Source organism: Kluyvera sichuanensis, assembly GCF_014218705.1.
GTDB classification, from domain to species: Bacteria; Pseudomonadota; Gammaproteobacteria; order Enterobacterales; family Enterobacteriaceae; genus Kluyvera; species Kluyvera sichuanensis.
In genome coordinates, this window is record NZ_JABBJF010000024.1 from 38,957 (window position 1) to 63,090 (window position 24,134).

Here is a 24,134-nt window from a genome sequence, read left to right on the forward strand (position 1 = left end):
GCTCTCGAAATTTTGCGGCCTGAAAACGACCGCAAAATGAGATGGTTTTCTTGAAAATAGATTTCTAGAGGTTACGGGTTCCTTTACAAATTGGGTAAGCCGAGCAACCATAGAAATAATTTCCATTCGACATTCTTCTAACCATTTTGCTATGGCAACGGGGACAGCTAGGTATGACATTAAGATCGTATATTTGATTCTCACCTGGACCAACATTTATTATCTCAGTGGCAGGCGGGGGGATTTCTTTATCCTTGATTATTTTCAGAAGTCTGGAACCATCGATAAGCGATAATGTTCCTTTAACATTTGCGCTAAGAGCGAATTCCCATGCATCCTGAGTAAAGAACCCAGAGGTGATGATATAACCCCGCTCATATGCATTGGCTTGCACTACACCGTAAATTTCGCGGACTACCGAGACTCCTACTTTGCTGGTTTTCCATAATTTGCACTGTACCATTTCGCGGCGACCATCTTTTTGCAGCAGAATGTCGACTCCGCCGTCAGCTCCTGTATTAGTCAGAGTTGCTTTGTAGCCATTGAGTTCGAAATGCAGTCTTATAATCTTTTCGAATTGCTCCCATGTCATATTCGAGAGAATTTTCTGGGAATCATTTCCATCCTGAATGGAGGAGTAAATTCGACGTACTTCAGCAAGTTGTACATTTTTTAGCAATGTTGCGACAAACATCATCATCGAAAGGGTTAGAGATGCGCCTCGAAGGATTTCAGGGAGTATGTTACTCACGCCTACAGCAAAACGATTCATTACGAGTGCTAGGTCATCAGTACTGCTTGCAATAAACTGATAATACAAATCGCCTGGAACGTACACATAATTAGTAAGAGAAAGAATATATAGCAAGCAGGAAATCGGGAAGCCGATATACCACCGGAAAAAATAGGTTTGCTGGCTAGCACCACTGTTTCTCCATGACTGGATATTAAAAATAACGCCGAAGACTTCCTTTCCTGTACGGGTCATCGACATCTGGAGAGACAATTGTGTAATAAAGAGGCCCGCAATGACCAACGGGCCATCATGTAGAAAGAATAAAGCTAATGACGCTAGCAGGAAAAAGCACCACTGGAATTTGGCGCATCGGGACATTCCTTTTGCTGCCAATTTTCTAAAAACCATATGGTCACCATTCATTCAGAATTAATTCTAAGAAAGGTGCGCCTCAGTATCCCATTACAGTTATCAATGAATACATCGTAAAACATGACTGATAAACAAATCAGGGCAAATGTATAAACGATGATTTCTTCAACATATGGAAAATCAGGGTAAATCGCACCTAAATAAATTGCTGACAGTACAAGATACCCACCCCACAATTGGAACAACCGTGGTCTTACTAACAACCATGTGAGTAACGCCAGTACCACTAAGTTTGCAATGCCTATGGCGTTGATCGTCTTTATGGAAGTGAGCGGCACAAAGTACAGAACGCAATAAACGCTACATATCAGAATCACAATGGCGTAAATCACAACACGCTGGAGTAGAGAGTTCATGGTTTCCTCATACACTTTACAGGCCTGTATAACAGAATACCACCGTGTAGCGATTGACGAAGCATATCAGTGTATCTAGTTAATCATTCTCATCTCCCTCACAAGCAATTTGGCTCGGCATCCAATAAGGATGATTTGAAGTCTTGACGTAACTGAACACCATTCTGCATGGAACGCTCGTTAAGTTCGCAACTATCATACTTCTGTCACTGTTTTCAAGGAATTCAGCGCCAGAAAGTTCATTTTCATTCCAGAGACCAGCATTAGAAAGGGTTGCCATCGCATCTGGAAGCGCGTTTATTGCCTTGGTTGCGGGAATTGGTAATTTATCCCGACTTCCACAACCCAGGATAAGGAAGCATAAAAGAACAGTCGTGATAGATTTCATTCTCTCTTCCTCATTTTGGTGTTGTGGGTATTAAAGAGGTCGATGGCTTCAGTTCCCGTGATGGGTATCCAGTAAGGAGGGATGGCTGGAGCCTCATAAAATGGAATTCTCCCGCAGCCTGCTACGGGTAGAGAACAAACAAACAGGATTTCGTCGAACTGGTTTTCAAGTGCCCACAACTGGCTGTACCCAACTAATCCATTTAATTTTGCTTCATGGTGAATTTTCAGAATCGAAAATACAGCCTTCGCAAAACCAAATGGTGGGTTACCAAAGCGTATTGGATCGATACCCAGCGATGTCAGTGCAGACTTCGATATATCATTAAACCTATTGAATAGCGCAGAGCCATGTTCATGGTCTGTTCTTAGGGCAAAAGGAATAGTATTGTCGGGGCTAATTAAGCATTGCTCTTTGAATTGACGGAAACCAGACACACGTTGGATATGGCATTCGACTGATCGCAGAAACAAATCAGGCACACAAAAATCATGAGCAGTAAAACCTTCGAATCCTTCATCGTTACAGAGCTGGTTTGTTAACCTGAACCACAATTGGTAGGCAGATAGTACCTCCTCGTAAGTGCTTCTGACCTCCACATTATTGGTTTTGTAAAAGGTTTCGATCATCATGACTGATTACCTTTGATGCGGCTGCTGTCGTTGTTTAATGGAACGGTCACCTGAATCCCCACGCGCCAGAAAGCCTAAATTGACGATCCTGAAATTTACTCGCCCTACGAGACTATCATGGGGAATGAGACCTCTGAGGTTCCTAGGTGTGCCAGGGGGATTGTCCCAGTAACGGGAATCAAGCGAATGGTCTCGGTTATCACCGGCCATAAAGTAGTATCCTTCGGGAATGATCCATTTCTTACCCGTTTTCACGTAGCCGATACGGTTATCTGTCTGGAAGATATAACTTTGACCGGCAGTGTCGGTATCTGCCTGGTATTGAGTAGTAAAACCATCTTTTTTAATCTGGTTTCCGTTTTGTTTACCGTTTATCGAGAAGATTTTCTCTTCGTTGTATGTGACGGTATCGCCAGGAATACCTAATACGCGTTTGACATAGTAAACGCCGGGAACAGAAGGGGCGTTAAAAACGAGTACGTCCCCACGCCTAATAGCGCGATGATCGAATAAACCACCTACACGCTGAGCGATAACCAAGTCTCCAGGTTTTATAGTTGGGTACATGGATTCTGTCGGGATCAGGAATACACCGCCGAGAAACTGAAAGGACACAATAACCGCAAGCGACAATGAGGAGGAAACTATCAACCAATGTTTTGGACGACGAGACCTTATCAGCTGATAAGAGAGGTAAAGTGCAGAGATGATAAAAACAATAATTAACGGTTTCATGGAGTTATATACCACGCTTAATATTTTTTGCGTAATTAGAGAGCGATTTACCCAAAAACAGGTATACGAGACAGGTGAAAAGGTAAACAAAATGGATGCTGGTGGTTTTTTGGGCTAAAGTGAAAAATTGGTTCGCCTGCCCACCAGCTAATGTGTAATTGAGTTGAACTGTTGGTTTTTCAGCATCGACATAAAAACTTCTAGTTTTCATGAAGGTTAACGGCTTGAAAAATACTTTATAACCAACTCGTGCATAAATTGTGCATGTTGTAATGGTTATTACCAACGGCACATAGAATGGAATAATTGTATTGAGCCAGCACAATAATGACCACACCAGCACTGAATCCAGTAGAAACCTGGCAATAGAGTTGGCCTGCGTTCTGCCCGCTACCACCATAATGGGTATAAATTTAACCATGAAATCCACCATAGTTATACTTGTTTACACCATCTTATAGACAGACAAATTTTCTCCGACTTTTTTTGAACGCAAAACGACCCCGAAAAACGGACATTATATGGTCAGGAATTTCGATAGTTTAAGAGAACATGGTAAATTTTTTCTATCGAAATTTGTGGAGAATTGAAATGAGCAGTGATGCCACTAAGATGGTTGAAGCCTTTGTTAAAGACCCATTAAGTTACGATAGATTTGGGCCAGAGCTTATTTCAAATCAAAAATGTGTCCTCAACATCAATGGGCATGAAATGTCAATTGATGAAGCAGTTAAGATGAGTGATATTGAAAAGTCGCTCTTAGATGAAATTTACCATCTCATAGACGCAATGACAAAAGCGGAAGTCAATTTCTCAAAGGGAAAAAAGAATCTTTTTCGTCGGATGTTCGATCATTTAACAGGTTCCGAAATCTTACGGAAAGCCCAGCTAGATATTTATAACAAAGTAGTTATGAAACTATGCGAACGGATACCTGATCATTTCAAAATGCTAACCGCTCATGCTGAAATCACGAAGGGTTTGGAGGCAATCTATGCGCAAGATATTCATCAGCTAGAGGTTTTCATAGATGTTGTTGAGTCATATCTGAAAAATAAGAACGAGTGTGACTATAGTGTCACAAGCAATGAATATATGGCAATTAACAGGCTACGGATAAGAGTTAATAACTTTCAGGGAGTTCTTGTTGGTTTAAAACTAAGTCAGGTTCAAGCACAAATGAGCTATGAAACAGCTGTCGATGTAAAAGATAGCCTTCGAGATATTAAAGATAATTTATTACCTATGTGGGAAGGGCAGGCTAAGAACATCAACGCCAGTGGTGTTTGTAGTGGTATTGATGAAGTGGCTCATGAAAAATTCAAGAAGCTGGTCAATAAATTAAATAAGAACATAAGGTGAGATAACATGAAGATCATAAATAGTATTGATATATTAGATGTCAAAGTGGCTAAGGAATTTGATAAATATGCTGTTGATGTAAGTATGGAATCATCAATAAAAGATGCAGTCAGATCTTTCCAGATTGGTGATATTGATGCCGCGCATAACTTTGGACGATTGGAGGACACTACTGATATTAATTATCTTGATAACCTCCTTCTCAGCGTCAGCTCATCATCTCAGGGCAAGAAGGGAGAGACTCTGAATGAGATTGTTGCACTGGCTCGTGAAGTCAGTAATGCAGTCGAACCAAGTTATCTTCAAAAGAAACTGTCACGGATACCGTATGTTGGGCCTTTCATAATGAAAGCCATCGGTCTTCATTTTAGTGCAATGTCAAGATTTGATTCAGTTAAAGGACAAATCGATATTTTAACCTCGGATATCGAAAGCATATCGGAGGGGTTGTTTGAAATGAATAAAAATATTGATGGAATGTATGACCAAGCTTTAACTAGTGTAAAAAATACAGGGGTTAACATTGTAGCTGCCTATTACATTCTGGAGAAGTTACAAACAGTTCAGGCTTCTATTCGTAAGGAACTAAAAAATCAGCCTGATAATACCATGCTGAGCATGGAAGCAATGAATATTGAACATCAAATCGCCCTCATAACAAAACGTCGAAATGACATGATCACGGAACAACAAAAGGCATTTGAAGACCTAAAGATGATGAAAATGATGAAGTTCAATAACCTCTCGATGGTAGACCAGTTTGAAACTATTATTAAAGTAACGATACCATCTTCTAAACGCAGCCATCTTATTATTGACCAGGCCGAAAGGAGTGATAAAAGCTCATTACTGATTCAGGCAATTGGTGATTCTGTAAATCAACAAGCCAGACGTCAAGCTTTGTTAGTAAAAGAGAGCAGTATTCGTGTAGCCAAAACAGCTAATCGTACTGTATATGATGTTGAGACAATTGATTACATATCAAACCAGATCAATGAGGCCGGTCGAGAAATTAAAAAAATCCACGACCGAGCCAAGACGCAACATACCCAGCTTGAAGCTCGCGCAGCGCAATGGAAGGAGAAGCGTTTTATGGTAGCAAAAGAACTGTCTTCCAAATAATAGTTAAATTTAGAGGATGTGCTATGGCTAGAATCAGAAAAAGTAATCCATATGATGATGTTGAGAATGCTATTAGACGGAAGCGTGATAGAGCTATATATTTTACCTTAGCTATATCTCTAATCTTCGCTATTATATTTCTAATATTATGGTTTTGTATTCCATCAGACATGCCAGTAGATGAGCAAGTCAAACAGGTTTCTGACGATATATTCAACATTCTACGCTCCAATGAGTTAGTTCCTGAAAATGCTTTTGATACGATTGGATCATTTATTTCCATATATGGAAGAGTTGGTGTGGGTGTATGTATATTGATTGTAATACTAGGGGCAATTATTAATGGGAATGGTTTACAACTTGAGATAATGACAAGTTGCATAGTATTGTTTGTAGGGTTTAATTTATTTATTGCTGCATTTGGTGATGAGCCTCATAATTATAAATACAATACCGACAAAATAAGTACTGCTATGAAAACTGGAGACTTGGACTCTTTGTATGAAATCTATGGAGACAGAGGGAGTTTACTAAGAAAGTCAGTTGAAAAAGCACTTGCAGATCCTAAACCAGCTACTGCAAAAAAACTGGGAGATATCGATGGCCTGTTACTCAGAGGTGTAATAATTACTGCTGAAAAAGTATCTGATAGCAATTATAAAAATCATCTTGGAAACTTGGTTTTGTTAATGCCTGAATATAAAGAGGATAGTGTCAAAGACAAAAACACACTGTTTGATTCACAACTTTATAAAGCTATTGATTACCATATTTATGACATTGGTTACAAGTCTGGTGCGCTTGCTTCAAATCCTCTTTCTGCTTGGAAGTCGGGAAATGATCTTAAATCCAATTATATTAAATATATTATAAAAAGTACTGCTCTAATATTTTTTATACTTGCCGTAATTTTTGTGGTGATTATACTGCTGACGGTTAGAAATGGCCGTAGGCTTACTTATTTGATAGAGTCTAATATTAAATATCTGTCGAAATAAAATAAAACGCCCTTAAGGGCGTTTTATTTTTGTGTGCTTATTTACCATCCGTTTCATCATCTACTTTCTGAGTCATGATTGGAGGCGGCGCTTCATTATCAATTTTCCTACGGCCTTCATCGCTGAAGAAGATTTTCCAGATAAAGTGCCCGACAAAAAGGATTCCGCATCCTATAATCAGCGCCCAGTCGAAAGTGTCAAATGGTCTGTTAAAATAATCAAACATATAGTTCTCCAGGGTAGAGTTCGTGACTAAGCCCGTTAAACGTTGTGTGGATAATTGCTCCACCAGACCGGGCAATGCAATTCATTGTTTTTTTCAGACCATCCGGCATCTATGAGTAATCTCTTCACAAAAAATGGCTGGTTTCTGAAGATATCTGTAGAAATTGATGTAGCTTTAATGACACTTCCTTTTTCACCAGGTTTTGTTGGTTTCTCGTAACGCGTTATACCGATATGCTGTAGACGTGACCTAATCGCGCCATCTGTCCTATTCATTTTCTTGGCAATCACTTCTATTGAACGATGCTCAGATAGAAGTGTAATTAAAAACTTATAGTTTCCACATACCCATTTGGCTGGTTTTTGTGGTTCTCTTTGGTTCCGTTCAGGCACTGATCTTTCCTTAATTTGTTGTGGTTTTTCACTATCACAATCAATGTCAGTTCTGGCCGGGTAATTTGAAATGGTTTTATCTGGTACGGTTTCATAGATAATTTCATTAAGCACTATATGCTTGCTCCACCAATCTGGGGCGGTAAGGTCGAATCCATCAATGTGCCAGCCGAATTCGATTAGTGGCAGGACATCAAGAAAACGTTTTTTTGATAATTTCGCAGAACTTATTTTTTTATTTAACCATATAACCGTACTAGATGAATCGTCTTCAGCGCCCACGGTAATCATTCCAAGCTCTATAAGTTGCTGAAGAGTGGATTGATGGCTTCTTAAGGTAAGCTCGGCAAGTGCCGTTTTACTGATACCATGTTGTATCGCCTTAAGTAAGACCCGAGTATCGTCAGGAGTCCACGGTTTACCGGTAATGAGGTGTGAAGATGTTTTCTTATGTAGCTGATCAGTATCCTCATCTTCGGGTACTAACAGGCTTGTGTTTCTTGTTCGCCACCATTCTGGAGAGTACAGAACATTTTCACCATTTATGCAGTGTGCTACCCATCCATTATCTAGCAGGGTTTTAAGAGTTATACCTGAAGCTGGTTCAGCCGGTGGCACTCTGATTGAAGAGTTAGGCTTGAGGGTAATTTCGTTAGGCTCGGAGAGATTTTCTCTTATGAGAAGGTATAAATCCAACTCGATACATCTTAACTGGATTATCCTTTCATTGTATCCAAGAATGGACGTAAGCGCTGCAAATGAGTAACCATCCTTAAGCCCTTTTATAAGCTTCAGATCTTCAGCTGGTGACCATGACGGTAATTTCTTCTTCATTCACTTGCCTTAGAGTGAACTAAATATTTCTGATATTACTTGTAAATCAATAATTCTTGAATCGAGAATGGGGGCGTTTTGAGGTGTATAAATCGCACTTAGACTCGACCATTTAGTATCCGTGGTTGAAGAGCTCCTCAACTCCAGCATTTACGACATCCTGGTTTCCAGGGATGTAACGTGGCCAGCCTTCTACCTCTTTGATGTTCTTAACGATAACTCCTTCGAAGCCAAATTGATCTGCCGATATATCAACAATATGGAATTCATCGTTGTTGGAGATCTCACACCAGTAATGACCGAACCCGCCATACATAGTGAATAACCCGCCGTCAGATTTCCCATCGCCACCTCTAATCACAGCTGATAACCCTTTGCTATGTGCCAGACGAGCTAATAGCAGACTGGCAAATAGGCATGTGCCCGTTGTGTCATCGGTATCACAGTCAGCGAGGATACCGTTCAGTAATGCCCGTGCTTCAGTCGCAACATCATTAATGAGGTTTTTCATCAGGGTTACTTATCGCAAATCGGTTTCAGGGGATTCTGCCAGACAGGCCGTAGCGTGACAATTTTTTATGACCCCAATAGGGGGCGAAATTAACGGGTCTTAGAATTTCGTCACCGATGAATGTTGCGTTAATCTTTTTTTATATAAAGAGGAGCTAACCATGAATAAAATGAAGTACAGTGCAGTATTGAATGAATGGAATTTTAAGTATGATTCTGCTGAAAGATTCGGTGACTCACACTTTCTTTATATCCATAATTTCATGAACGATCAGAGCCAGTTACTTGGTATTATCATAGCTGATTTTTTGAAGGTTCCTCAGATAGAACTTCTTCCTATTCAGACCGCCATAGATAACCTTGTAAGGTTATTAAAGGTTCAGACATCCAGGTCGTTAACGTCTGATGAGGGTGTTGATCTTGCTCAATTCCTCACTCAGTACCTCAGACAGACACAATCTTATGCTGCGGTTTCAAGTATGTGTCCGGTTGGTCAAAAGTTGAATTTTTTCCTGAACATCTACCCAAGAAAAGGTAATAAAGAGTTTTCTTTTCGATTATTCGCAATCACCACACTCAATGAAATTACAAGCGTGTCTGAATTTGTTGAAATGGCACATAGTACTCAACAAAGTGATCTGATTAATAATCCTGGTTATTTTGTTTGATTACTAAATAATTCCATATTGAAATCATTAACCATCACTTAACAGTGATGGTTTTTTGTTTTATTTCAATTATCTTTTTGTTCGATATGACTATCTGCTTTTTATAATCTGATTTCACTTACTATCATGCTGATACTACTAGGTAAAATGGTCGTGATGACTTTAATTCATGCTATTCCATTGAGATTTGTGTTTACAATCAATAAAAATATTGTTAATAAAATGTAATCCTTAACATAAATCAACATGGATATGGAACCTACACTACAATGGCAAAGAAAAACATACATCAGGAAGAGATTGTATTCGCGAAGAAACAGCTTGTTCTCCTTGCAACATTAAAAGGGAAGGTAAGTGAATTGATTCTAAAGTGGGAAGGGAACATTGGAGCTGAGACTCCTGACTATCATCTTTTAATGAACCAACTTGAGTCAGTAGAAAAGCAAATATTTTCTAAGATTGGTGCTTGGAAAAAGACATCTTTGCTTTGAGTGTCAGTGAAGAAAAACTTTATGAACAAACTTAATCCTCCTGCTTTATGTAATTCTTTTTTTACCAGGGATTTCTAGGAGAATCTTAGTCCATAACCCATCTGTCATAAAATCAATTATCGAGTCTGATATCATGGCTTTATTTGCAATTCTTTGAGCAGTGTAAATTGCCTGACTTTTATCTTCGATAAAGATGCCATGAGGCACTAGACTAACATTATCTTCGGTTTTCCTTGCCCACATGCGGAGGCGGTAATCTATTATGTATTCGTCATACTCTATCCACAGATGAGGTCGAATTATCTGGCCAGTTCCAGCCAACGTTACTTCTCCAACGATGCGCTGGTGCGGTATACAGAATCTATCTAGCAGGCAACTTACAACCATAGTATGACCATCACATTCGAGTGGAAGTACATCATATTTATGTAACAGCTCGCAGACATAAGCAACTTCAGGGGTTATGAACATTTACGGCCTCATATTAGACGGGGAGGGTGCTTAATTGGTCATTAAGCCTAAGTGATGATGGAGCCCAGTAGCCGGAACCGCACATCCACCGTTCACCAGGAAATGAAAAACCCTCTCTGATAAGAAACTCCCTAAGTTCGGTGCTGATGACATTCTCAACCTTTAAGATGTAGTTATTTGTCTCAGCTGCTTCTTTTAATTTCGAGAGTAACTGTCTGAAAAATCCTTTGCCTGGGGTCTTCACTGAAATGGTTGCGACTACCAGTACCGACGAACCGAGGTATGACATTTTTCCCGTCCGGGCACGGATGTATAACTCATCTACTAACTGAAGACCTTGAACCTTCATTGATTTTGAATGAAAGATGCTTTTTTTTGCTTCAACCATTAAGTGAGTGAATGATTGAAGGATCTTATTGATGTCTCTGTCATGACAACTCATATAATCACCAAATTAAATCAGCATAATAAATTGCACAGTGTATAGCGTAACTTTTCAATAAAGTTGATGCTTTGAAATAAAAGCAACAATACATAATCTTTGTGTCTTATTGGCTAAGGTTGTTATGTAATTATCAGAGGTTTTTAATCCTTTCTAAAGATGCTAGATATGCTTCATAGTTATCTCCAAATTTTTTCTTTGCCCGTCTTACTCTCATCTTTTCTGCCAGTTCACTCTTATGCTCGGTCTGGTATTTTTTATTGTTTTGGAGTTTTACACCTGCACCGGAACCGGCAGCATAATTTCTGTTTTTATCGCTAATGCACAACTTGCATTTACTTTTAAGGCCAAACTTACCCTTAAGTTCCTTACCGAATTCTTCGAAGGGTTTAACCTGATTGCATCCTTTACAGCGTTTGCACCCAGAGGGGAGATCTTCATTAGCCATGTCTAGTTCCAGTGGTTAAAGGTAATGAACTGCATTTTACTGCAAACAGGCACTTCCAACCATAAAATCGACTACTTAACCATAATTCAACATAAGGTTCATTAAGCGCACCAAGGTAAGGTGTTGATTGTTAAGGGTTTATCAGGGGGGTCTCTTGACTTGTTGGTATCCTCGGACTCAGGCTGTTACGTATCCTGTGACTAACTGAGCCCCGTCCGTGGTGACCAGTTAACAGATTCTCCAAGGAACCTTGTTAACGCTGCTTTAGCATACTGAGGCTTTGAGTAGTATCTGGGAAACCAGCCATCATAAGTTTGTGTGCCATTGCGCCGGTATTCTGGCCTGACTGACAGCTTACATCCATTACCATCAGTAGAAATACAAAAAGTGTACCCATCAACAGAATCAGAAGTAAGCAGAATGGATGTCATTGGGGATACCTCATTATTGAACTAACCAGAAACTACAATGGTGATCCGACATGGTTTCCTCGATTTTACCGACTGAGCTGTCATATAGCGATACCTTTTATTCTTAGGTTCTCTTGCAGTATTGGCTATCGATTGTCACAATTTAGTCTGGTGGCACTGGTTCATTTTTCGGGTGGTTTGTTACTTTTTCCGTTGGTGTTCCAGGGCTACCGACCTCTGCATGTACGTATACATCCCTCTTTCTCGTTTACCCCGCCAGATTTCAATCCGATAGAATCGTTCCTGTTTTACTCACTCGTAATTCACTTTTCATAGTCATTTTGTGGACATTAAACGTGCGCTACAGGTGCGCATTCCTTGCTTCAGGATGGCTTACTATCTAAAATGGCAGAGATTTTTGATACTTTTGAACATTTTAATGAGGTATATACCATGATGAACATCGCTTGTGATGACGGCTCAACGAACGTAAAACTTGCCTGGATTGAGAATGGTGAAATCAAAACTCATGTTTCGCAGAACGCCTTCCGCGAAGGCTGGGCTACTCCACTCGCATTTGGTGGTAAAACTATCTACAACTATCTCATTGATGGGCGGAAATTTACTCACGACATTGGTTCAACATCTGCAATTACAACAACGCATACCTCTTTCCAGTTCGACGCTGTAAGTCGCGTAGCAATTCATCATGCCCTTTTGACTTCCGGTCTTGAGCCACAGGATGTTGAACTTACAGTGACACTGCCGGTGGCCATGTTCTTCACGAGCGATGCGCAGTTGAACGAAGCTAATATTGAAAAGAAAAAGGCCAACGTTATGGGCCCAATAACCCTGAATAATGGCGAAACTTTTCATGTTGTAAAAGTTAACGTAATGCCTGAATCAGTACCTGCGGCTGAATATCTGATTGATCCTAAAACAACCACGCAGCTTACACGAACCCTGGTTGTCGATCTGGGGGGAACAACCCTAGACCTGGCCATCATTCAGGGGGCAATGGAGGGCATATCTGATATCTTTGGCAACAGCGATGTTGGCGTTTCACGAGTGACAAAAGCTGTTATGGCTGCGCTCCAGGATGCCCAGTCTCCAAGTAGTTATGCCATTGCGGATATCATCATTAAAAACCGTCATGATAGAGCGTTGATTGCTTCTGCGGTCAATGATCACTCTAAAATTGATGCCATCATTGACGTTATCGATTCTGAGTCGAAAAATCTGGCCGAAGCTGTTGCAGCTGATATACGTCGTCAGAACAGCGTCCACAAAATCATACTGGCCGGGGGCGGTGCTGAGCTCATCCATTCTCATATTGTCGAACTATTCCCTAAGCTGGATGTCATCAAAGCGCCTGACGCGCAGCTCGCGCTCGTCAAAGCAATGGCAAGCGTCTAAACGAGGTTATGTGATGGAAGAAGATAAACGTTTACTCGTCTGGCTCCGCCCCGGCAATAATCCAGAAGACGGTAAAGCTCTTGATATTATGGAGCGCTTACCCCGCCGATCCCGGGGGGAATTTTACCGTAAGGCACTGGTAATTGCGTCTGCCTTGCATGAGCTCGACCCTCGGTTAATAAATTTGCTGGCCGCACAAACCACGACATCGTTTAATGCCGAAACGCTGAGCAACATTCTGTCGCAAACGCTGGGCATTGCCGTTGAACGGAATTCTTCACCAGTGGAAACCCAGGCCACAGGTATCCGAGCAACAACCATCATTGATTCGGATAAGCCTGCTGAGCAGAAAGAACCAATTCCTAAACCCTCCCTGATGATGCAAACCCTCAAACGTTGAATCCGAACCGGCTACTAGTAGCCGGTTTACTCACCTTGCTCGGTTAACAAGCTGAGATAGATCCGCAACCCCTTATCCAGTGACTCTCTAATGGCATCTGCTGCTGCCCCTGCATCCCTGTTTGAAAGAGCGAGTTCAAGCGACGAGAAAAATATTGGCCATTTATCCTCCGAGTCAGATTCGAACGTGTAACTCAGAGTTGGCCACAGGTTAATCCACAGTTGGGTTACAATTTTGAAAAACTCAGGCAGACCGGCGTATATGTAAAGCTTCAGCCGCAGAGTGAGGTTTAGCTGGTGCGCCAGATAAACATCCCTACGTTCATATGCGGAACGCAGCTTTTGGCACAAAGACAGGCATTCTTCAAAGCCATTGGCATCCATTTTCAGTACGGCCTTTTCTGCCAGTTCTGGCTCAATCAATCGCCTCATTCTCATGTACTCGTTGAACTGCTCACTGGTGATGATGGGAACAAAAAAGGCATGTGATGGAGTCAAAGCAAGAGCACTACTGGCAGACAGACGTATCAGGCTTTCACGGACGGGCGTGACGCTCATTTTCATAGCATCGGCGATGTTTTTTGTTACCAACTTATCACCGGGCTTGAGGTAGCCGAGGATAAGGGCGCATTTAAGGCGATCTTCAACTCGTCTCGTTAAGCTAGGTCTGCCTGACGGAGAGTAACTAATTAGTTCCGGTAAATTCCCTGGGGTTTTTGAGGAAGCTTTTGTAATCATCAATCATATATCACTCATACTGAACTTTTTGACCACATAGAAAACAGAATATTTTTAATCACACTACATAGTAAGTAGATCCCTCTACCTACATATTTCAAATAGTTCCAGTATGCACATCCATAAACTGGCATCCGCCAGAACAGAGAAGGTAAACGGTTATCATTCGTTTTACTCTACCAGCATGTCTTACATTTTCAATAACGGATCTATTACTACCCATATTTTATGCTTAACAGAATCCATTATAGATGCATGGTTAATTCTTTCTAATGTGTTTGTTTGCTATTTGTGCAAGGTCGAAATATATTCAGCTTGTGCGTCAATGACATTAATCTTTGTGGATGTATAGGTCAGGTTGTCCGGTGTGTGTATACGAAATGTCTGAAATCAACCTTCCCTCAAAATCGTGCCAATCCCATTCCTTTTGAATTTTTTCTCCCATTAAAACACGATCCATCCTTTGAAGTTGCCAATCCATATAAATCAGTAAAAGAGCCATTTCTTCTTTTTCATTATTAGTCATGCCCTGCCCTAATTTATAAGCTTCTTTTGTGAGCTGATAGATCTGAACAGAGTTTTCAACAATGTATTTAAATATTTTTTCTACGCAGCCGGAAATGGCAATTGAATTTTGGCAATTAATGTCATTAACGAGTTCGCGTGTATCTATTTCCCAGTTCCTATATAAATCAATCTCTGCGGTATAATGTTGATTTGTGTTTAAAGGAATACCACCAAAGATTCGACAATAGAGTTCTACTGCATCGGCCTGTTCCAGGCAATTAGCCATGTAGGGAAAATCAGGCAACGTGGAATGAATCAATTGGAGATAAGCTAACCTCTGAACAACCTTTTCATATGGCTGGTTAGTTTCTACGCCATAGAACATGTCTTTATTGATGTCATAACGATGAGTGATCCTGATCTTCGCCATTGCTAGCCTCTTAATTCAGATAATTGATATCAGCATCGTCCGCACGTGCGGCATTACCAGCTACTAGCTGAGCGCATTTTGCAACGCGGACTGAGTGGTCAAGGTTGACCTTGTCGAATTCAGCCTTCAGTTGCTCATCTGGCTTAGCTTCGTTAACAGTTACCAGAATCCGACTAGCATACTCGCTACCCTTGGCTTGATTGCCTACCATCTTACCCAGTACACGGCCAGCTTTTGATTTCGCTTCAGTCAAACGTTCCTCGCCATTTTCGAGGTAGTCTTTACATGCGATAACAGCAGCAATCTCGGAAGCATGAACTTTCATCACGTCATTCAGTTCGTCACGAGATGGAGAGCTTTCCGCTGATATTGCGAAACTTGATGCATTAATTGCAAATAAACAAACAACCGCATTTAATATTATTTTTCTCATCACAGGTTTCCTTTTTATTGGTTACGAGGCAATGCTGCTTCAGACAGCTGGTAATTCAATATTGATAAGTAGGCCAGAGGTATAGTTGCTGCCGGGATTAACCATTCATACCTGAGCGAAAAGTATGACCACGAAAGTAAAACAACACCAGAGATAGCTGAAAATGCGAACAACGGCCCAATATTCATAAAAGTACTTTTACAAATGACTGGTATACTTTTCAGCAGAGAACCTTTACACCGCGTAACTGTTGGTATGAATAAAACGAGCATTGGCGTAGCGATAAATACGCTCAAAGTGGCAAGGGCGTACATATTGAAATACACTATTAGGTTGGAGTAAGCCAGACTAATGCTTGTTAATGTTGGTTGTTTATATTCAACATGGTTGGTTTCACCCGCAACCGCTGAAGCAATCATAAATTTGACTAACCACAATATTACGATCATTAGTACGGTCAGGAATAATGCATAAACTAACACAACGATAAAGTTGCGTAGTTCTTCCCAGATATTCAATCTTAGCTCTGAGCTTTGATATCGGCATAAGATAGCCGTAAGGTAGAGGGTGAGTACAACTGGCTGTAAGATAAAAAATGCAAGCCCCTCCATTGTCACATTTTTCATGATGAGTGTCAGGAGTCCACCACCAGCAATTATCGGCAAGAATATTGCCAAAATACCATGAAGAGATGCCATTGTTTTCATGGAGGACAACATTATTTGTTTGGTATCTTCGAAAGATAATTTATTGATGAGAAATGCTGACATTGTGTTTCCTCTTCATGTAGTTGGCTCAATTGTCGCATGTTGAAAAATTTGAATAGCATTTAACATCGACAAACTGACGGCTTTTTCTCTATCTCATTTTTTCTGTTCAGTTACGGGTGACGAAATTAACTCGACCAGCTCTTCCTTTCCCCACTATTCATGGGCATCAACGGAGAAAAGTTTTATGGATTCTGCGGTTCCTTCAAAGGCGTTGTCATAGCAACCCAGAATATTGATGTCGTAACCGGGCCCAGCTTCTCGGGTTAAAAGATGCTCCTTTGCGCTCCCTGGCAGTATTGCTATCAAGCGTCCTCCCGGTTTCAGGAATCTCATCGCATGTTGAAAATGTGCAATCCAGCGTGAGTCACTAAATGGAGGATTCATCAGAATTCTTTCAAACAAGCCGGTATTTTCAGGCTTGACCAATAGAAAATCATTAAGGGTGACGTTCCAGCGCAGGCCAGTAATTGCAACAGCTGCGGGGTGTATATCAAAACCAGTAACATCCACCCCCTCTGGTAACCCTTTCAGTAGCGCACCAAGACCGATATTCGGTTCCAGCAAACGCATACCTGAAGCCACCATACATTCATCAATTGCTCGTTTCTGGAGTTCTCCGACCGTTGCATAGAACTGGTGCGTATAGCGGTCAGGTATAGAACCATGTAATGCCAGAAGTTTGAATGCTTCAACGGGGCTAAAGTCAAAGTCATATACTTCTCTATATCTTCTGACAGCACCCAATGACTCCCATATGTTCACCAGTTCTTTTTTCTCACTAACAGACTGGTTGTCCCGCAGGATAAAAGTGTGCGGCCCCGGTGACAGGTGTTTGCCCGCGTTCAAATGGTCAGTGGCATATGATATTAAGGAGTTAACAGCAGAGAATGATATCAACTGCGACCGATATTCATTGGTTTTTACAGTTCTTGCGGAGTTATGGCTGGTGGTGTATCGGCGATCGAGAGGAATGCAGCCTGGCATTAAATGGGATAGTACCAGATTGAGATTGTCACAAGTTTCCTCCTCAATCAGGATATGCACATTGCCGTTAATAAACCCCTTCACTTTAAGACTATCGTTATCAATACTTACCCATTCGCCAGGGTTACTCATCATGTACTCTTTGACCGCAGCCGAATTCACATCCTCAGCACCGCTTCGTCCATACATCAGTCCAATAACCTTACGAAGGTCATTAAAATAGTTGAGATAGTCATAGGATCTGCGGTTATCTCTACTTGGTAAGCAGCTGGCTATGATGAGTTTGTTGCTGAAGCCCTGGGCACGGTTAGTCTTATGCAGAGCGGAGAGCTTTTCAAACACACCATGAACCATCTGGGCGAAGTAGTCTTTTTTCTCTTCATTCAATGCGAATGCGGTAGAAAAGATACTTTCTTCGTTGAAGGGTACAGGCTTAAGCTTCTCAAAATTTGATTCTGATGATTTTCGCCATGCCCTTAATCCTTCGTTCCAGTCATCGTATCTTTCGGTGGGCATAAATGGTTTTACGCCGGTCAGATCGAGCAGCTTTTGCCAGTACTTTTCATCGAGAGCACAGCGGGCCCGTTCTATACAGAACAAATTTTCTACAGCCAGCGTATATTTGATGGAATTGTCACAAGAATCACAGAACATGCGCCATGCTTCATCATGCCGGTTCCGCATCACTGCATCATACATGGCCTGCATGTGCTTCAGTGTTGTGTTGTATTCCACCAGCAGATCGCGCATGGCATTTAGTTTTTGAAAGCCGTCATGTTCAATGAGGCCACTTTGACTGTCTACGGGATTAGCATAAAGGCTGAGGACGTCTGATTCATTTTCATCGTTATTCGCTAATACAGCTGTCGGTAGGTTCATCAGATTTCTCCAAATAGAGAAATTATGAGACAGGTATGGCAGGTGACGAAGCAAATCGACGAACTACATAAGCCGGGATATTTGGGGATACCGTGAAGTACATAGCACGGCGGAAGTCCAAAAAAAGAGACCCCAGTAAGGGGTCTTAAATGAGGTATATATAACTATCAGATCACAGAGCCCGAAGCAGACTACTCAACGTCCTGAATTTCAGGAAGCTTCAACCCTTTCGGATAGAAGATTGTATGAACAGTCAGGTCAGCCAGGAACGTAGATTTGATAATTAATTTTATTATAGGGTTAATACTATCCCAAGAATCGGGCGAATTCCAGATAGTGGCATCACAGCTTTCAGGATACTGGTTAACTCCAGGAGCATGGCCAGCCGTGCAGCGCATTGGGTCGGTTGATTCATGCTCGCATTTAGGGCAAATATAGCGCCGCAGCTGGTGTTCACCTAGGTCTTGGTCAAAATCGTGAGGAGTTTCCCAGCAATGAACATCTTCAAGCTCAGGTAGCCTGGACGGAGTGTAAAAAGCCCACGGCACTTCCGTACCTCGCAGTACCTCAAGTGCGTGTATCACCCGCTCAGGCTCGATTTTAAGCACGTCACTGTATGCTTCTATTCGATCACGTAACAGGCTGGCCATTACAGAGATTGTATGGATATCGATACCGGCTGCTTGAGCGTCCCTTTCCAGCTGCTCAATAACGACATCAATACTTGCTGGTGGTGCAGACATAAATAACTGCGTTGCGGCTTCTTGTCGTGACATATACGAAGGTTCCTTCGGTTACCGGTGACAGTAACCGATATTTTCCCCTCGCTACAGCTGGTCACGAATTTTTTCAGCTTGTACATCGGATACCAGAACACAATCACCTGTTGCAGAATTACAAACGTAATATTTTCCGTCCTGATGCTGCTGTAATTTCAGTTTTGTACCCGTAAGTGACACTGTAACGCCACTTGCTTCAAACTGCCCTTTGTTGGTGATGAAAAAGTTGTTTTTTGCGAGGGTTCCGGCTTTCAAATCAACGCCTCTGATCACTTCACCCAGGTCCCATTCGTTCATTACTGAGCGTTGTTTATGGATCAAGGAGCCAAGACAGACAAACACCACGACACTGATTGCAGCAAGACCCATAAGGTTTTTAAACGAATGGTGGGCTTTCAGGTCAAGCGTCTTCGCTTCTACCAGCTGCTCGGACGTTAACTGGACAGCTCGATTGTTACGCGAAGGACGTTTACGTTGGTTAGCAGTCATGGTTCACCTCTGTTTGAAGGAGAGATAATTTTAAACCTGCCAGTATATAAGCGATCTGAATTGGGTGAAGCGAATCATCAATGCTCATGGCCAGTCTACCCTTCTGATTGGTATCTACGGCTTTGCTGCCTCGGTACTGGTATCCATATCTCTTCCTGGCAAGTTCCAGGCCAGCCAGCATGTACTGGACTTGCTGTAACGATAATGAATCAATTTGCAGAGACTTGAGCCTGTTTTTTTGCTGGCACAGACCAAATAACTCCCTCGACTCGAAATCGTCGGGGTAAGAGTGTAGTAACCCATCAACTGAGCAGGCATTCAACTTATCGAATTCACGTTCAATACCCTCGACCGAGAAATGTCGGTCTCGAACGGACTCGACTCTACATTTGCTGAGCTGGCCATCTGGTGTGGCTACAAATATAGTTGCGCCTTCGGTCAGGTCTCCAGTCCAGTTTGTATGATTAGTCATATACGCTCCGTAATGGGCCTACTAAACAATATTATCACGGCTGAATATTTGACGAAGCAGTGCGCGATACGCGCCATGATAATGTTAAATTAGTCGTTTATTTGATAGCACCATTTTTCTCTGAATACTGTTCAAACCAGAAAACAATGGGTTTCTCTACAATGCTTATCTGGCCGAATCTTTCTGCCGTTCTGAAATTCATACTACTCTTCCGTGCCCTTTCAACCTGTAAACTTATTTGTTTGCGGAACATTTCCAGTGAATATGTTGTTTTGAGCAGATTGCAGGGCGCACAGGCTGGGAAAAGATTTTCTAAGCAGTTGGCACTTTCATTAAACACTTCACCGGTAGCCTTAAGCTTAAATTTCCCTCTGGCCGCAGCTTGCATATCCTGGACGGATTTCCTTAGCACAGGTTCTACGTGATCAGCGTGCCAACCTTTTTCTTTCAGTACCTCGCCACAATATGCACATCGACCACCAAATTTAGCCCTCAGTACTATTCTTTGTTTTTTTGACAGAGACATAATAAATTCCTTGTGGAACTAAGAGAATCGGCCATCGTCTATTGATTCAGCGATGTTGACTGCCAGGGCGTTATCGTCCAAGCCTGACAACGTTTCATAGCGAAAGACAGGAATGTGAGTTCTTTTAAAAAGGGCAATAATGAACTCTCCTTCAGGCTGAGCGCTGATAGCATCTTCATTGATCATTGCTAGCACTAGTTCCCCGGTATGCGCATCGGAGAGAACAAAATCGAACACGAATTCATCTGCGTACTGTTGCGCCTGAAGTACGTCAACCGGGGCAACCGGTTCATCTTCGAGCTCCAGCTCTACTAAGTCCCGGGCAAGCACCTGGGGTGCGATAATGTACTGACCATTGAACACCGCACTCAAGCGCACATAAAGATCCATCAGGACTTTTGGCAATATCGAATTTTTTTTGATGAAGTACTCGCTCAACCCATCAAGTGCGGCGTTCTCGTCGGCATCGGCATTAATATCTGCCTGCTGATCATGCTCGTCCAAAGGTTGCTGAGTTTGTTGTTGTTCTCGTTTTGTTCGACTCGCGTAGATAAGTATGAAAGCTGCAAAGCACACAAATGTCAGAAATATTGCGAGAGCGATTATATATTTTAGAGTCATGGGTTCATTCCTATAGTCTGGAGATACTCAGGCTCCTTGAACTTCATATTTTCGGGTATATGCCGCATCACCTTTTTGATGTATGGTTGTTCAATTCTCTTAAGCGTATCTAATTGAGATTGATAATCCTTAGTTCTCAAATCATGCTCAGCACCCAGTTGTCCTAATAACGTCTGAAGTTTCTTTAAGGCTTTGCTGCACTGCACTTCGGCATTATCCAGCTTTTCAATATTTAACCAGGAGAGAATATCGATAACAGGATTTATAGTCAGATCGACAAACAGATCAAGCGTGTCATCTGGTAAATTTGAATCAATAGGTGATTGCCGGGCAGGCATTTCATCTGCTAATCGCTTAAGCGCACCCATAGCTCTCTTTAACGAACTACTCGCAGAGGATGTGTCTATTGCTGAAAGTATGGATATTGCTTTACTGGTAGTAACCATATCCAGAAATTCAGTTGTGGAAGCACTATTACATTCATCCTTTGCTGTTTTTAATAGTTCACGGGCATTTTCTGCAAGTTTGAGTCGTCTGCCTGACTCGTTATATTTTATCTGAGCTTCTTTCCAGCAGTTGACTAGATGCTGATAAATCTCACAATCTGGTGATTTCGAAATTTCTTCCAACGAGGACATAACTACGTATTGAAGAAAGATGCTCCTGCATTTTGGCAGCAGCAGGTTAAGATGCAATTCACATTCGTTCAGCTTTTTTCGCGCCGGTGTCTCTCTGAAGAGACCAATAAATAGCGCCCACAATGAAAACTGACGATCTCTTGTCTCTTTAACCAACTCTTTAACTGCCAGGGCTCGGGCAATGTTAGCATTTTCAACCTGGCGTGATAACTCTTGGAGTTCTGTAGCTGTAATCATCTCTCAGCCCTTTAATGGAAGGTTTTTTCTGGTTGTTTGGCTTCTGCCGCGACACCTTGTTGTTCGTCTGACGGCGTTGTGATGAGTCCTGGGCTTTCACCCCCGAGGGCTTTTATCATTGTGTCCAGAACCTCCATAACAACAGAGGTAAACAAAACGAAATCGGCATCAAATCTTTGGGCGTGATCTTCTGGCGAAATGTCATCGTTCTGTTCAATAAGTTCTTCCGTAAAGGTCAGTCGTGAAAAGATGAAATTGTCATTCAGGATGAAAAACATCTGGTTCATCCAGCCCAGTGCAACCTTTGTCACAAGCTTTCCGGCCTCGATGTGATGAGCGATCTCATCACATATCAAATCCTGGCGTTTTGTTGTAACGACCCCCCCGTTTTCGAGCACATCTTTGAGCGTGGCTTCGTCGCATAAAGCTAGGCCAGGCGGCAGACTTCCTGTTTTGACCCACTCTGTTAACGTCAGTTCTACCGGCGTTTCCAGCGTGAATGGGATAATTGGAAGTGAGCCAATAGTTTTACGTAGCAAAGCTGTTACATCATCTGCTTTTTTATGGCTGGTGGTCTCAACAAGCAGTAGACGTGATTTAGTATCCACCCAAATGTTTGTAGTGCTGTATTTGCTGAAAGCCTTTGGTATGAGCTCAGCGAGCACGGCATCGTTGACGGCCTGGATCTCCATTTTCTTTAGCCTGCGGTTTTGCTCTTTCTCCAGTTTCTGAACCCGGGTTCGCACAATTTCTTTGATGGTCGCGGGAGGAAGTATTTTCGATTCGTGCTTAACAGTCAGAAGAATGAGATTATTCGACTCATGCTTTAACAGCTCGACATCTTCACCCAATGGCGGGATCCATCCTGACCGTGCCATATCATTAGGCCCGCAGGGAGTGTATTTCAACTCACTTAACTGTTCATCCAGCTTGTCTAATTCCAGAGCTTTTTGGATGCGGTAGACTACAAGGCTTTTGGGTTTAAATTGGCTCATCGTGGCCCTCAGCTGTTGCTTGATTAATTTTAATAAGGTCAGAGACACGCTCGCGGATCACGACACACTCCCAGTAAGTTAGAGGCTTAGAGCTCAGCACTTGTTTAAACTGCGCCACGGCAATATCAGGTGCTGTCCGATATTGTTCGGCGATATCCTGACAAAATTTCTCAGTCTCTGGGTTATGCAGCTTTTCAGAACAATGGAAGCGTTTCATGCCGCAGCTCCCTTTTTCGAGTTATCCGCTAATTTGACCGCGAAGATTTCTGAAGCTTTTTTCCCATCCCCGCTGCCTTTAAATATGCTTCTCCGGGCAGTCACACCATGAATAGCGAAGGCTTGATAAAGCTCACGAATATCAGGCGCATCGTGGCATGATGCGATGACATGAACCCCGCGTTCAGGCAGCAACTGGAGCAGTTTGGTAAGCTCAATCTGCATAGCGGGTGTAAAACCGCTGGCATGGTAAGCCGTGAATCTGCCGGGATTAACATATGGTGGGTCGCAATACACCACATCACCCGGGCGGGCCATTGATAGCGTGGTCTGGAAGCTGGCGCAAAGTAAAGTTGCTGAGGACATTTTCTCAGCCATTGCGTATAACTCTGTCTCTGGGAGATAGGGGTTGGCGTAATAACCCCAGGGGACGTTAAAGATGCCTTTCCGGTTGTATCGGCATAGTCCGCGATGGCCAAACCTATTCAGATAGATAAACAGAGCAGCTTGAGTGTCACTTGCACTATCATGATTATTGAACTGGCTTCGCAGCTCATAATAGGCGTCCTCAGAACGCCCGAGACAGTAAAGGCGTTTAAGCTCAGAAAGTACCTTTTCAGGCGACTTAAAAATACTCTGGTATGTATCGATCAGGTCGCTATTAATATCGGCCAAAATGTATTCTGGGTAATTCGTATTCATCATTACAGCGCCTGAACCGCCAAAGGGCTCAATAAGCCGACCACCTTTCGGTAGTACATGCTTAAGACTTGCCATAATGTTGTGTTTGGCTCCTACCCACTTCAGAACGCTTTTCATTTCATTCTGGCTCCAGAATATTAGGACGCAGTGATCGCGACCAATGGGAGCGAGATGGCATATAGCCATCCCGTCAGGAAGCTTGTTTTAACGTTATCACGCCCATGAAATTGGCTATTTCGAAAAGGCCGAC

At 42.2% G+C, this 24,134-nt stretch carries 32 protein-coding genes; 7 read left to right on the top strand and 25 right to left on the bottom strand.

The window, feature by feature from the left end:
• Positions 1-64: 64 nt before the first annotated feature.
• The 5 genes from HII27_RS19885 to HII27_RS19905 form a co-directional block, all read right to left on the bottom strand.
• Positions 65-1,144: a restriction endonuclease gene (locus HII27_RS19885; RefSeq protein WP_007372212.1), complete on the bottom strand. Its 1,080-nt coding sequence runs from the start codon at positions 1,142-1,144 to the stop codon at positions 65-67.
• 459 nt (positions 1,145-1,603) lie between these two features.
• Entirely contained in the window at positions 1,604-1,912 is a 309-nt protein-coding gene (locus tag HII27_RS19890) for a hypothetical protein (RefSeq protein WP_016241595.1), read from the bottom strand.
• Positions 1,909-2,544, bottom strand: a complete 636-nt coding sequence (locus HII27_RS19895; RefSeq protein WP_016241596.1) for a hypothetical protein — start codon at positions 2,542-2,544, stop codon at positions 1,909-1,911. Before HII27_RS19895 ends, HII27_RS19890 begins: the two co-directional genes overlap by 4 nt.
• A gap of 6 nt (positions 2,545-2,550) precedes the next feature.
• Positions 2,551-3,279: a signal peptidase I gene (gene lepB, locus HII27_RS19900; protein WP_007372211.1), complete on the bottom strand. Its 729-nt coding sequence runs from the start codon at positions 3,277-3,279 to the stop codon at positions 2,551-2,553.
• Between the two features lie 4 nt (positions 3,280-3,283).
• Positions 3,284-3,700, bottom strand: coding sequence for a hypothetical protein (locus HII27_RS19905; protein WP_016241597.1), 417 nt, complete (start codon positions 3,698-3,700; stop codon positions 3,284-3,286).
• Positions 3,701-3,870: 170 nt separating this feature from the next.
• On the opposite strand from HII27_RS19905, the gene HII27_RS19910 reads away from it, so the two are divergent.
• Genes HII27_RS19910 through HII27_RS19920 form a run of 3 tightly spaced genes read left to right on the top strand, consistent with a single transcriptional unit; the run spans position 3,871 to position 6,761 of the window.
• Positions 3,871-4,641 (top strand): hypothetical protein, encoded by a 771-nt coding sequence (locus tag HII27_RS19910; RefSeq protein ID WP_016241598.1) that lies wholly within the window; start codon positions 3,871-3,873, stop codon positions 4,639-4,641.
• A gap of 6 nt (positions 4,642-4,647) precedes the next feature.
• Positions 4,648-5,763: a toxic anion resistance protein gene (locus tag HII27_RS19915; RefSeq protein WP_007372209.1), complete on the top strand. Its 1,116-nt coding sequence runs from the start codon at positions 4,648-4,650 to the stop codon at positions 5,761-5,763.
• 23 nt (positions 5,764-5,786) lie between these two features.
• Positions 5,787-6,761 carry a hypothetical protein gene (locus tag HII27_RS19920; RefSeq protein ID WP_048213847.1) on the top strand — a complete coding sequence of 325 codons (975 nt, stop codon included), beginning with the start codon at positions 5,787-5,789 and terminating at the stop codon, positions 6,759-6,761.
• A gap of 37 nt (positions 6,762-6,798) precedes the next feature.
• Here HII27_RS19920 and HII27_RS19925 read toward each other — a convergent pair whose 3' ends face one another.
• The 3 genes from HII27_RS19925 to HII27_RS19935 form a co-directional block, all read right to left on the bottom strand.
• Positions 6,799-6,987 (bottom strand): hypothetical protein, encoded by a 189-nt coding sequence (locus HII27_RS19925; RefSeq protein WP_007372207.1) that lies wholly within the window; start codon positions 6,985-6,987, stop codon positions 6,799-6,801.
• 35 nt (positions 6,988-7,022) lie between these two features.
• Positions 7,023-8,213 carry a hypothetical protein gene (locus HII27_RS19930; protein WP_009652915.1) on the bottom strand — a complete coding sequence of 397 codons (1,191 nt, stop codon included), beginning with the start codon at positions 8,211-8,213 and terminating at the stop codon, positions 7,023-7,025.
• Between the two features lie 112 nt (positions 8,214-8,325).
• Positions 8,326-8,724 carry a hypothetical protein gene (locus tag HII27_RS19935; RefSeq protein ID WP_016241897.1) on the bottom strand — a complete coding sequence of 133 codons (399 nt, stop codon included), beginning with the start codon at positions 8,722-8,724 and terminating at the stop codon, positions 8,326-8,328.
• Between the two features lie 160 nt (positions 8,725-8,884).
• Here HII27_RS19935 and HII27_RS19940 point away from each other — a divergent pair, with 160 nt between their 5' ends.
• Positions 8,885-9,391: a hypothetical protein gene (locus HII27_RS19940; protein ID WP_007372203.1), complete on the top strand. Its 507-nt coding sequence runs from the start codon at positions 8,885-8,887 to the stop codon at positions 9,389-9,391.
• Between the two features lie 269 nt (positions 9,392-9,660).
• Positions 9,661-9,882 carry a hypothetical protein gene (locus HII27_RS19945; RefSeq protein WP_048213849.1) on the top strand — a complete coding sequence of 74 codons (222 nt, stop codon included), beginning with the start codon at positions 9,661-9,663 and terminating at the stop codon, positions 9,880-9,882.
• 45 nt (positions 9,883-9,927) lie between these two features.
• Here the strand turns inward: HII27_RS19945 and HII27_RS19950 are convergent, their stop codons facing one another.
• From HII27_RS19950 to HII27_RS19960, 3 genes are all read right to left on the bottom strand, one after another.
• On the bottom strand, positions 9,928-10,353 hold the full coding sequence (locus HII27_RS19950; RefSeq protein WP_016241518.1) for a hypothetical protein: 426 nt from the start codon (positions 10,351-10,353) through the stop codon (positions 9,928-9,930).
• Positions 10,354-10,366: 13 nt separating this feature from the next.
• On the bottom strand, positions 10,367-10,795 hold the full coding sequence (locus HII27_RS27220) for a hypothetical protein (RefSeq protein ID WP_032155219.1): 429 nt from the start codon (positions 10,793-10,795) through the stop codon (positions 10,367-10,369).
• A gap of 133 nt (positions 10,796-10,928) precedes the next feature.
• Entirely contained in the window at positions 10,929-11,243 is a 315-nt protein-coding gene (locus tag HII27_RS19960; protein ID WP_009652923.1) for a hypothetical protein, read from the bottom strand.
• Positions 11,244-12,058: 815 nt separating this feature from the next.
• On the opposite strand from HII27_RS19960, the gene parM reads away from it, so the two are divergent.
• Entirely contained in the window at positions 12,059-13,069 is a 1,011-nt protein-coding gene (gene parM, locus HII27_RS19965) for a plasmid segregation protein ParM domain-containing protein (protein WP_223883253.1), read from the top strand.
• Between the two features lie 13 nt (positions 13,070-13,082).
• Positions 13,083-13,469 (top strand): plasmid partitioning/stability family protein, encoded by a 387-nt coding sequence (locus HII27_RS19970; protein WP_009652914.1) that lies wholly within the window; start codon positions 13,083-13,085, stop codon positions 13,467-13,469.
• Between the two features lie 26 nt (positions 13,470-13,495).
• On the opposite strand, the gene HII27_RS19975 is transcribed toward HII27_RS19970, so the two are convergent.
• From HII27_RS19975 to HII27_RS20040, 14 genes are all read right to left on the bottom strand, one after another.
• Positions 13,496-14,206, bottom strand: coding sequence for a GntR family transcriptional regulator (locus tag HII27_RS19975; protein WP_081305659.1), 711 nt, complete (start codon positions 14,204-14,206; stop codon positions 13,496-13,498).
• 331 nt (positions 14,207-14,537) lie between these two features.
• On the bottom strand, positions 14,538-15,143 hold the full coding sequence (locus HII27_RS19980) for a hypothetical protein (protein WP_043016718.1): 606 nt from the start codon (positions 15,141-15,143) through the stop codon (positions 14,538-14,540).
• Positions 15,144-15,153: 10 nt separating this feature from the next.
• A complete protein-coding gene (locus HII27_RS19985) occupies positions 15,154-15,576 on the bottom strand; it encodes a hypothetical protein (RefSeq protein WP_043016719.1) in 423 nt (140 codons plus the stop codon).
• A 14-nt stretch (positions 15,577-15,590) separates the two neighbouring features.
• Positions 15,591-16,346, bottom strand: coding sequence for a hypothetical protein (locus HII27_RS19990; protein ID WP_009654999.1), 756 nt, complete (start codon positions 16,344-16,346; stop codon positions 15,591-15,593).
• Between the two features lie 153 nt (positions 16,347-16,499).
• A complete protein-coding gene (locus HII27_RS19995) occupies positions 16,500-18,209 on the bottom strand; it encodes a DUF4942 domain-containing protein (protein WP_099531006.1) in 1,710 nt (569 codons plus the stop codon).
• 191 nt (positions 18,210-18,400) lie between these two features.
• Positions 18,401-18,985, bottom strand: a complete 585-nt coding sequence (locus HII27_RS20000) for a hypothetical protein (RefSeq protein ID WP_032951326.1) — start codon at positions 18,983-18,985, stop codon at positions 18,401-18,403.
• A 51-nt stretch (positions 18,986-19,036) separates the two neighbouring features.
• Positions 19,037-19,477: a hypothetical protein gene (locus tag HII27_RS20005; RefSeq protein WP_223226831.1), complete on the bottom strand. Its 441-nt coding sequence runs from the start codon at positions 19,475-19,477 to the stop codon at positions 19,037-19,039.
• Positions 19,467-19,949 carry a hypothetical protein gene (locus HII27_RS20010; RefSeq protein WP_032951323.1) on the bottom strand — a complete coding sequence of 161 codons (483 nt, stop codon included), beginning with the start codon at positions 19,947-19,949 and terminating at the stop codon, positions 19,467-19,469. Before HII27_RS20010 ends, HII27_RS20005 begins: the two co-directional genes overlap by 11 nt.
• 97 nt (positions 19,950-20,046) lie before the next feature.
• Positions 20,047-20,475 carry an HNH endonuclease gene (locus HII27_RS20015; protein WP_032951321.1) on the bottom strand — a complete coding sequence of 143 codons (429 nt, stop codon included), beginning with the start codon at positions 20,473-20,475 and terminating at the stop codon, positions 20,047-20,049.
• Between the two features lie 18 nt (positions 20,476-20,493).
• Positions 20,494-21,096 (bottom strand): hypothetical protein, encoded by a 603-nt coding sequence (locus HII27_RS20020; RefSeq protein ID WP_223226832.1) that lies wholly within the window; start codon positions 21,094-21,096, stop codon positions 20,494-20,496.
• Positions 21,093-21,971: a hypothetical protein gene (locus HII27_RS20025; protein ID WP_009654998.1), complete on the bottom strand. Its 879-nt coding sequence runs from the start codon at positions 21,969-21,971 to the stop codon at positions 21,093-21,095. Before HII27_RS20025 ends, HII27_RS20020 begins: the two co-directional genes overlap by 4 nt.
• Before the next feature lie 11 nt (positions 21,972-21,982).
• Positions 21,983-22,966, bottom strand: coding sequence for a recombination-associated protein RdgC (gene rdgC / locus HII27_RS20030; protein WP_007372167.1), 984 nt, complete (start codon positions 22,964-22,966; stop codon positions 21,983-21,985).
• Entirely contained in the window at positions 22,953-23,183 is a 231-nt protein-coding gene (locus HII27_RS20035) for a hypothetical protein (protein ID WP_007372166.1), read from the bottom strand. Before HII27_RS20035 ends, rdgC begins: the two co-directional genes overlap by 14 nt.
• On the bottom strand, positions 23,180-24,001 hold the full coding sequence (locus tag HII27_RS20040; protein ID WP_007372165.1) for a DNA adenine methylase: 822 nt from the start codon (positions 23,999-24,001) through the stop codon (positions 23,180-23,182). Before HII27_RS20040 ends, HII27_RS20035 begins: the two co-directional genes overlap by 4 nt.
• Positions 24,002-24,134: the final 133 nt, after the last annotated feature.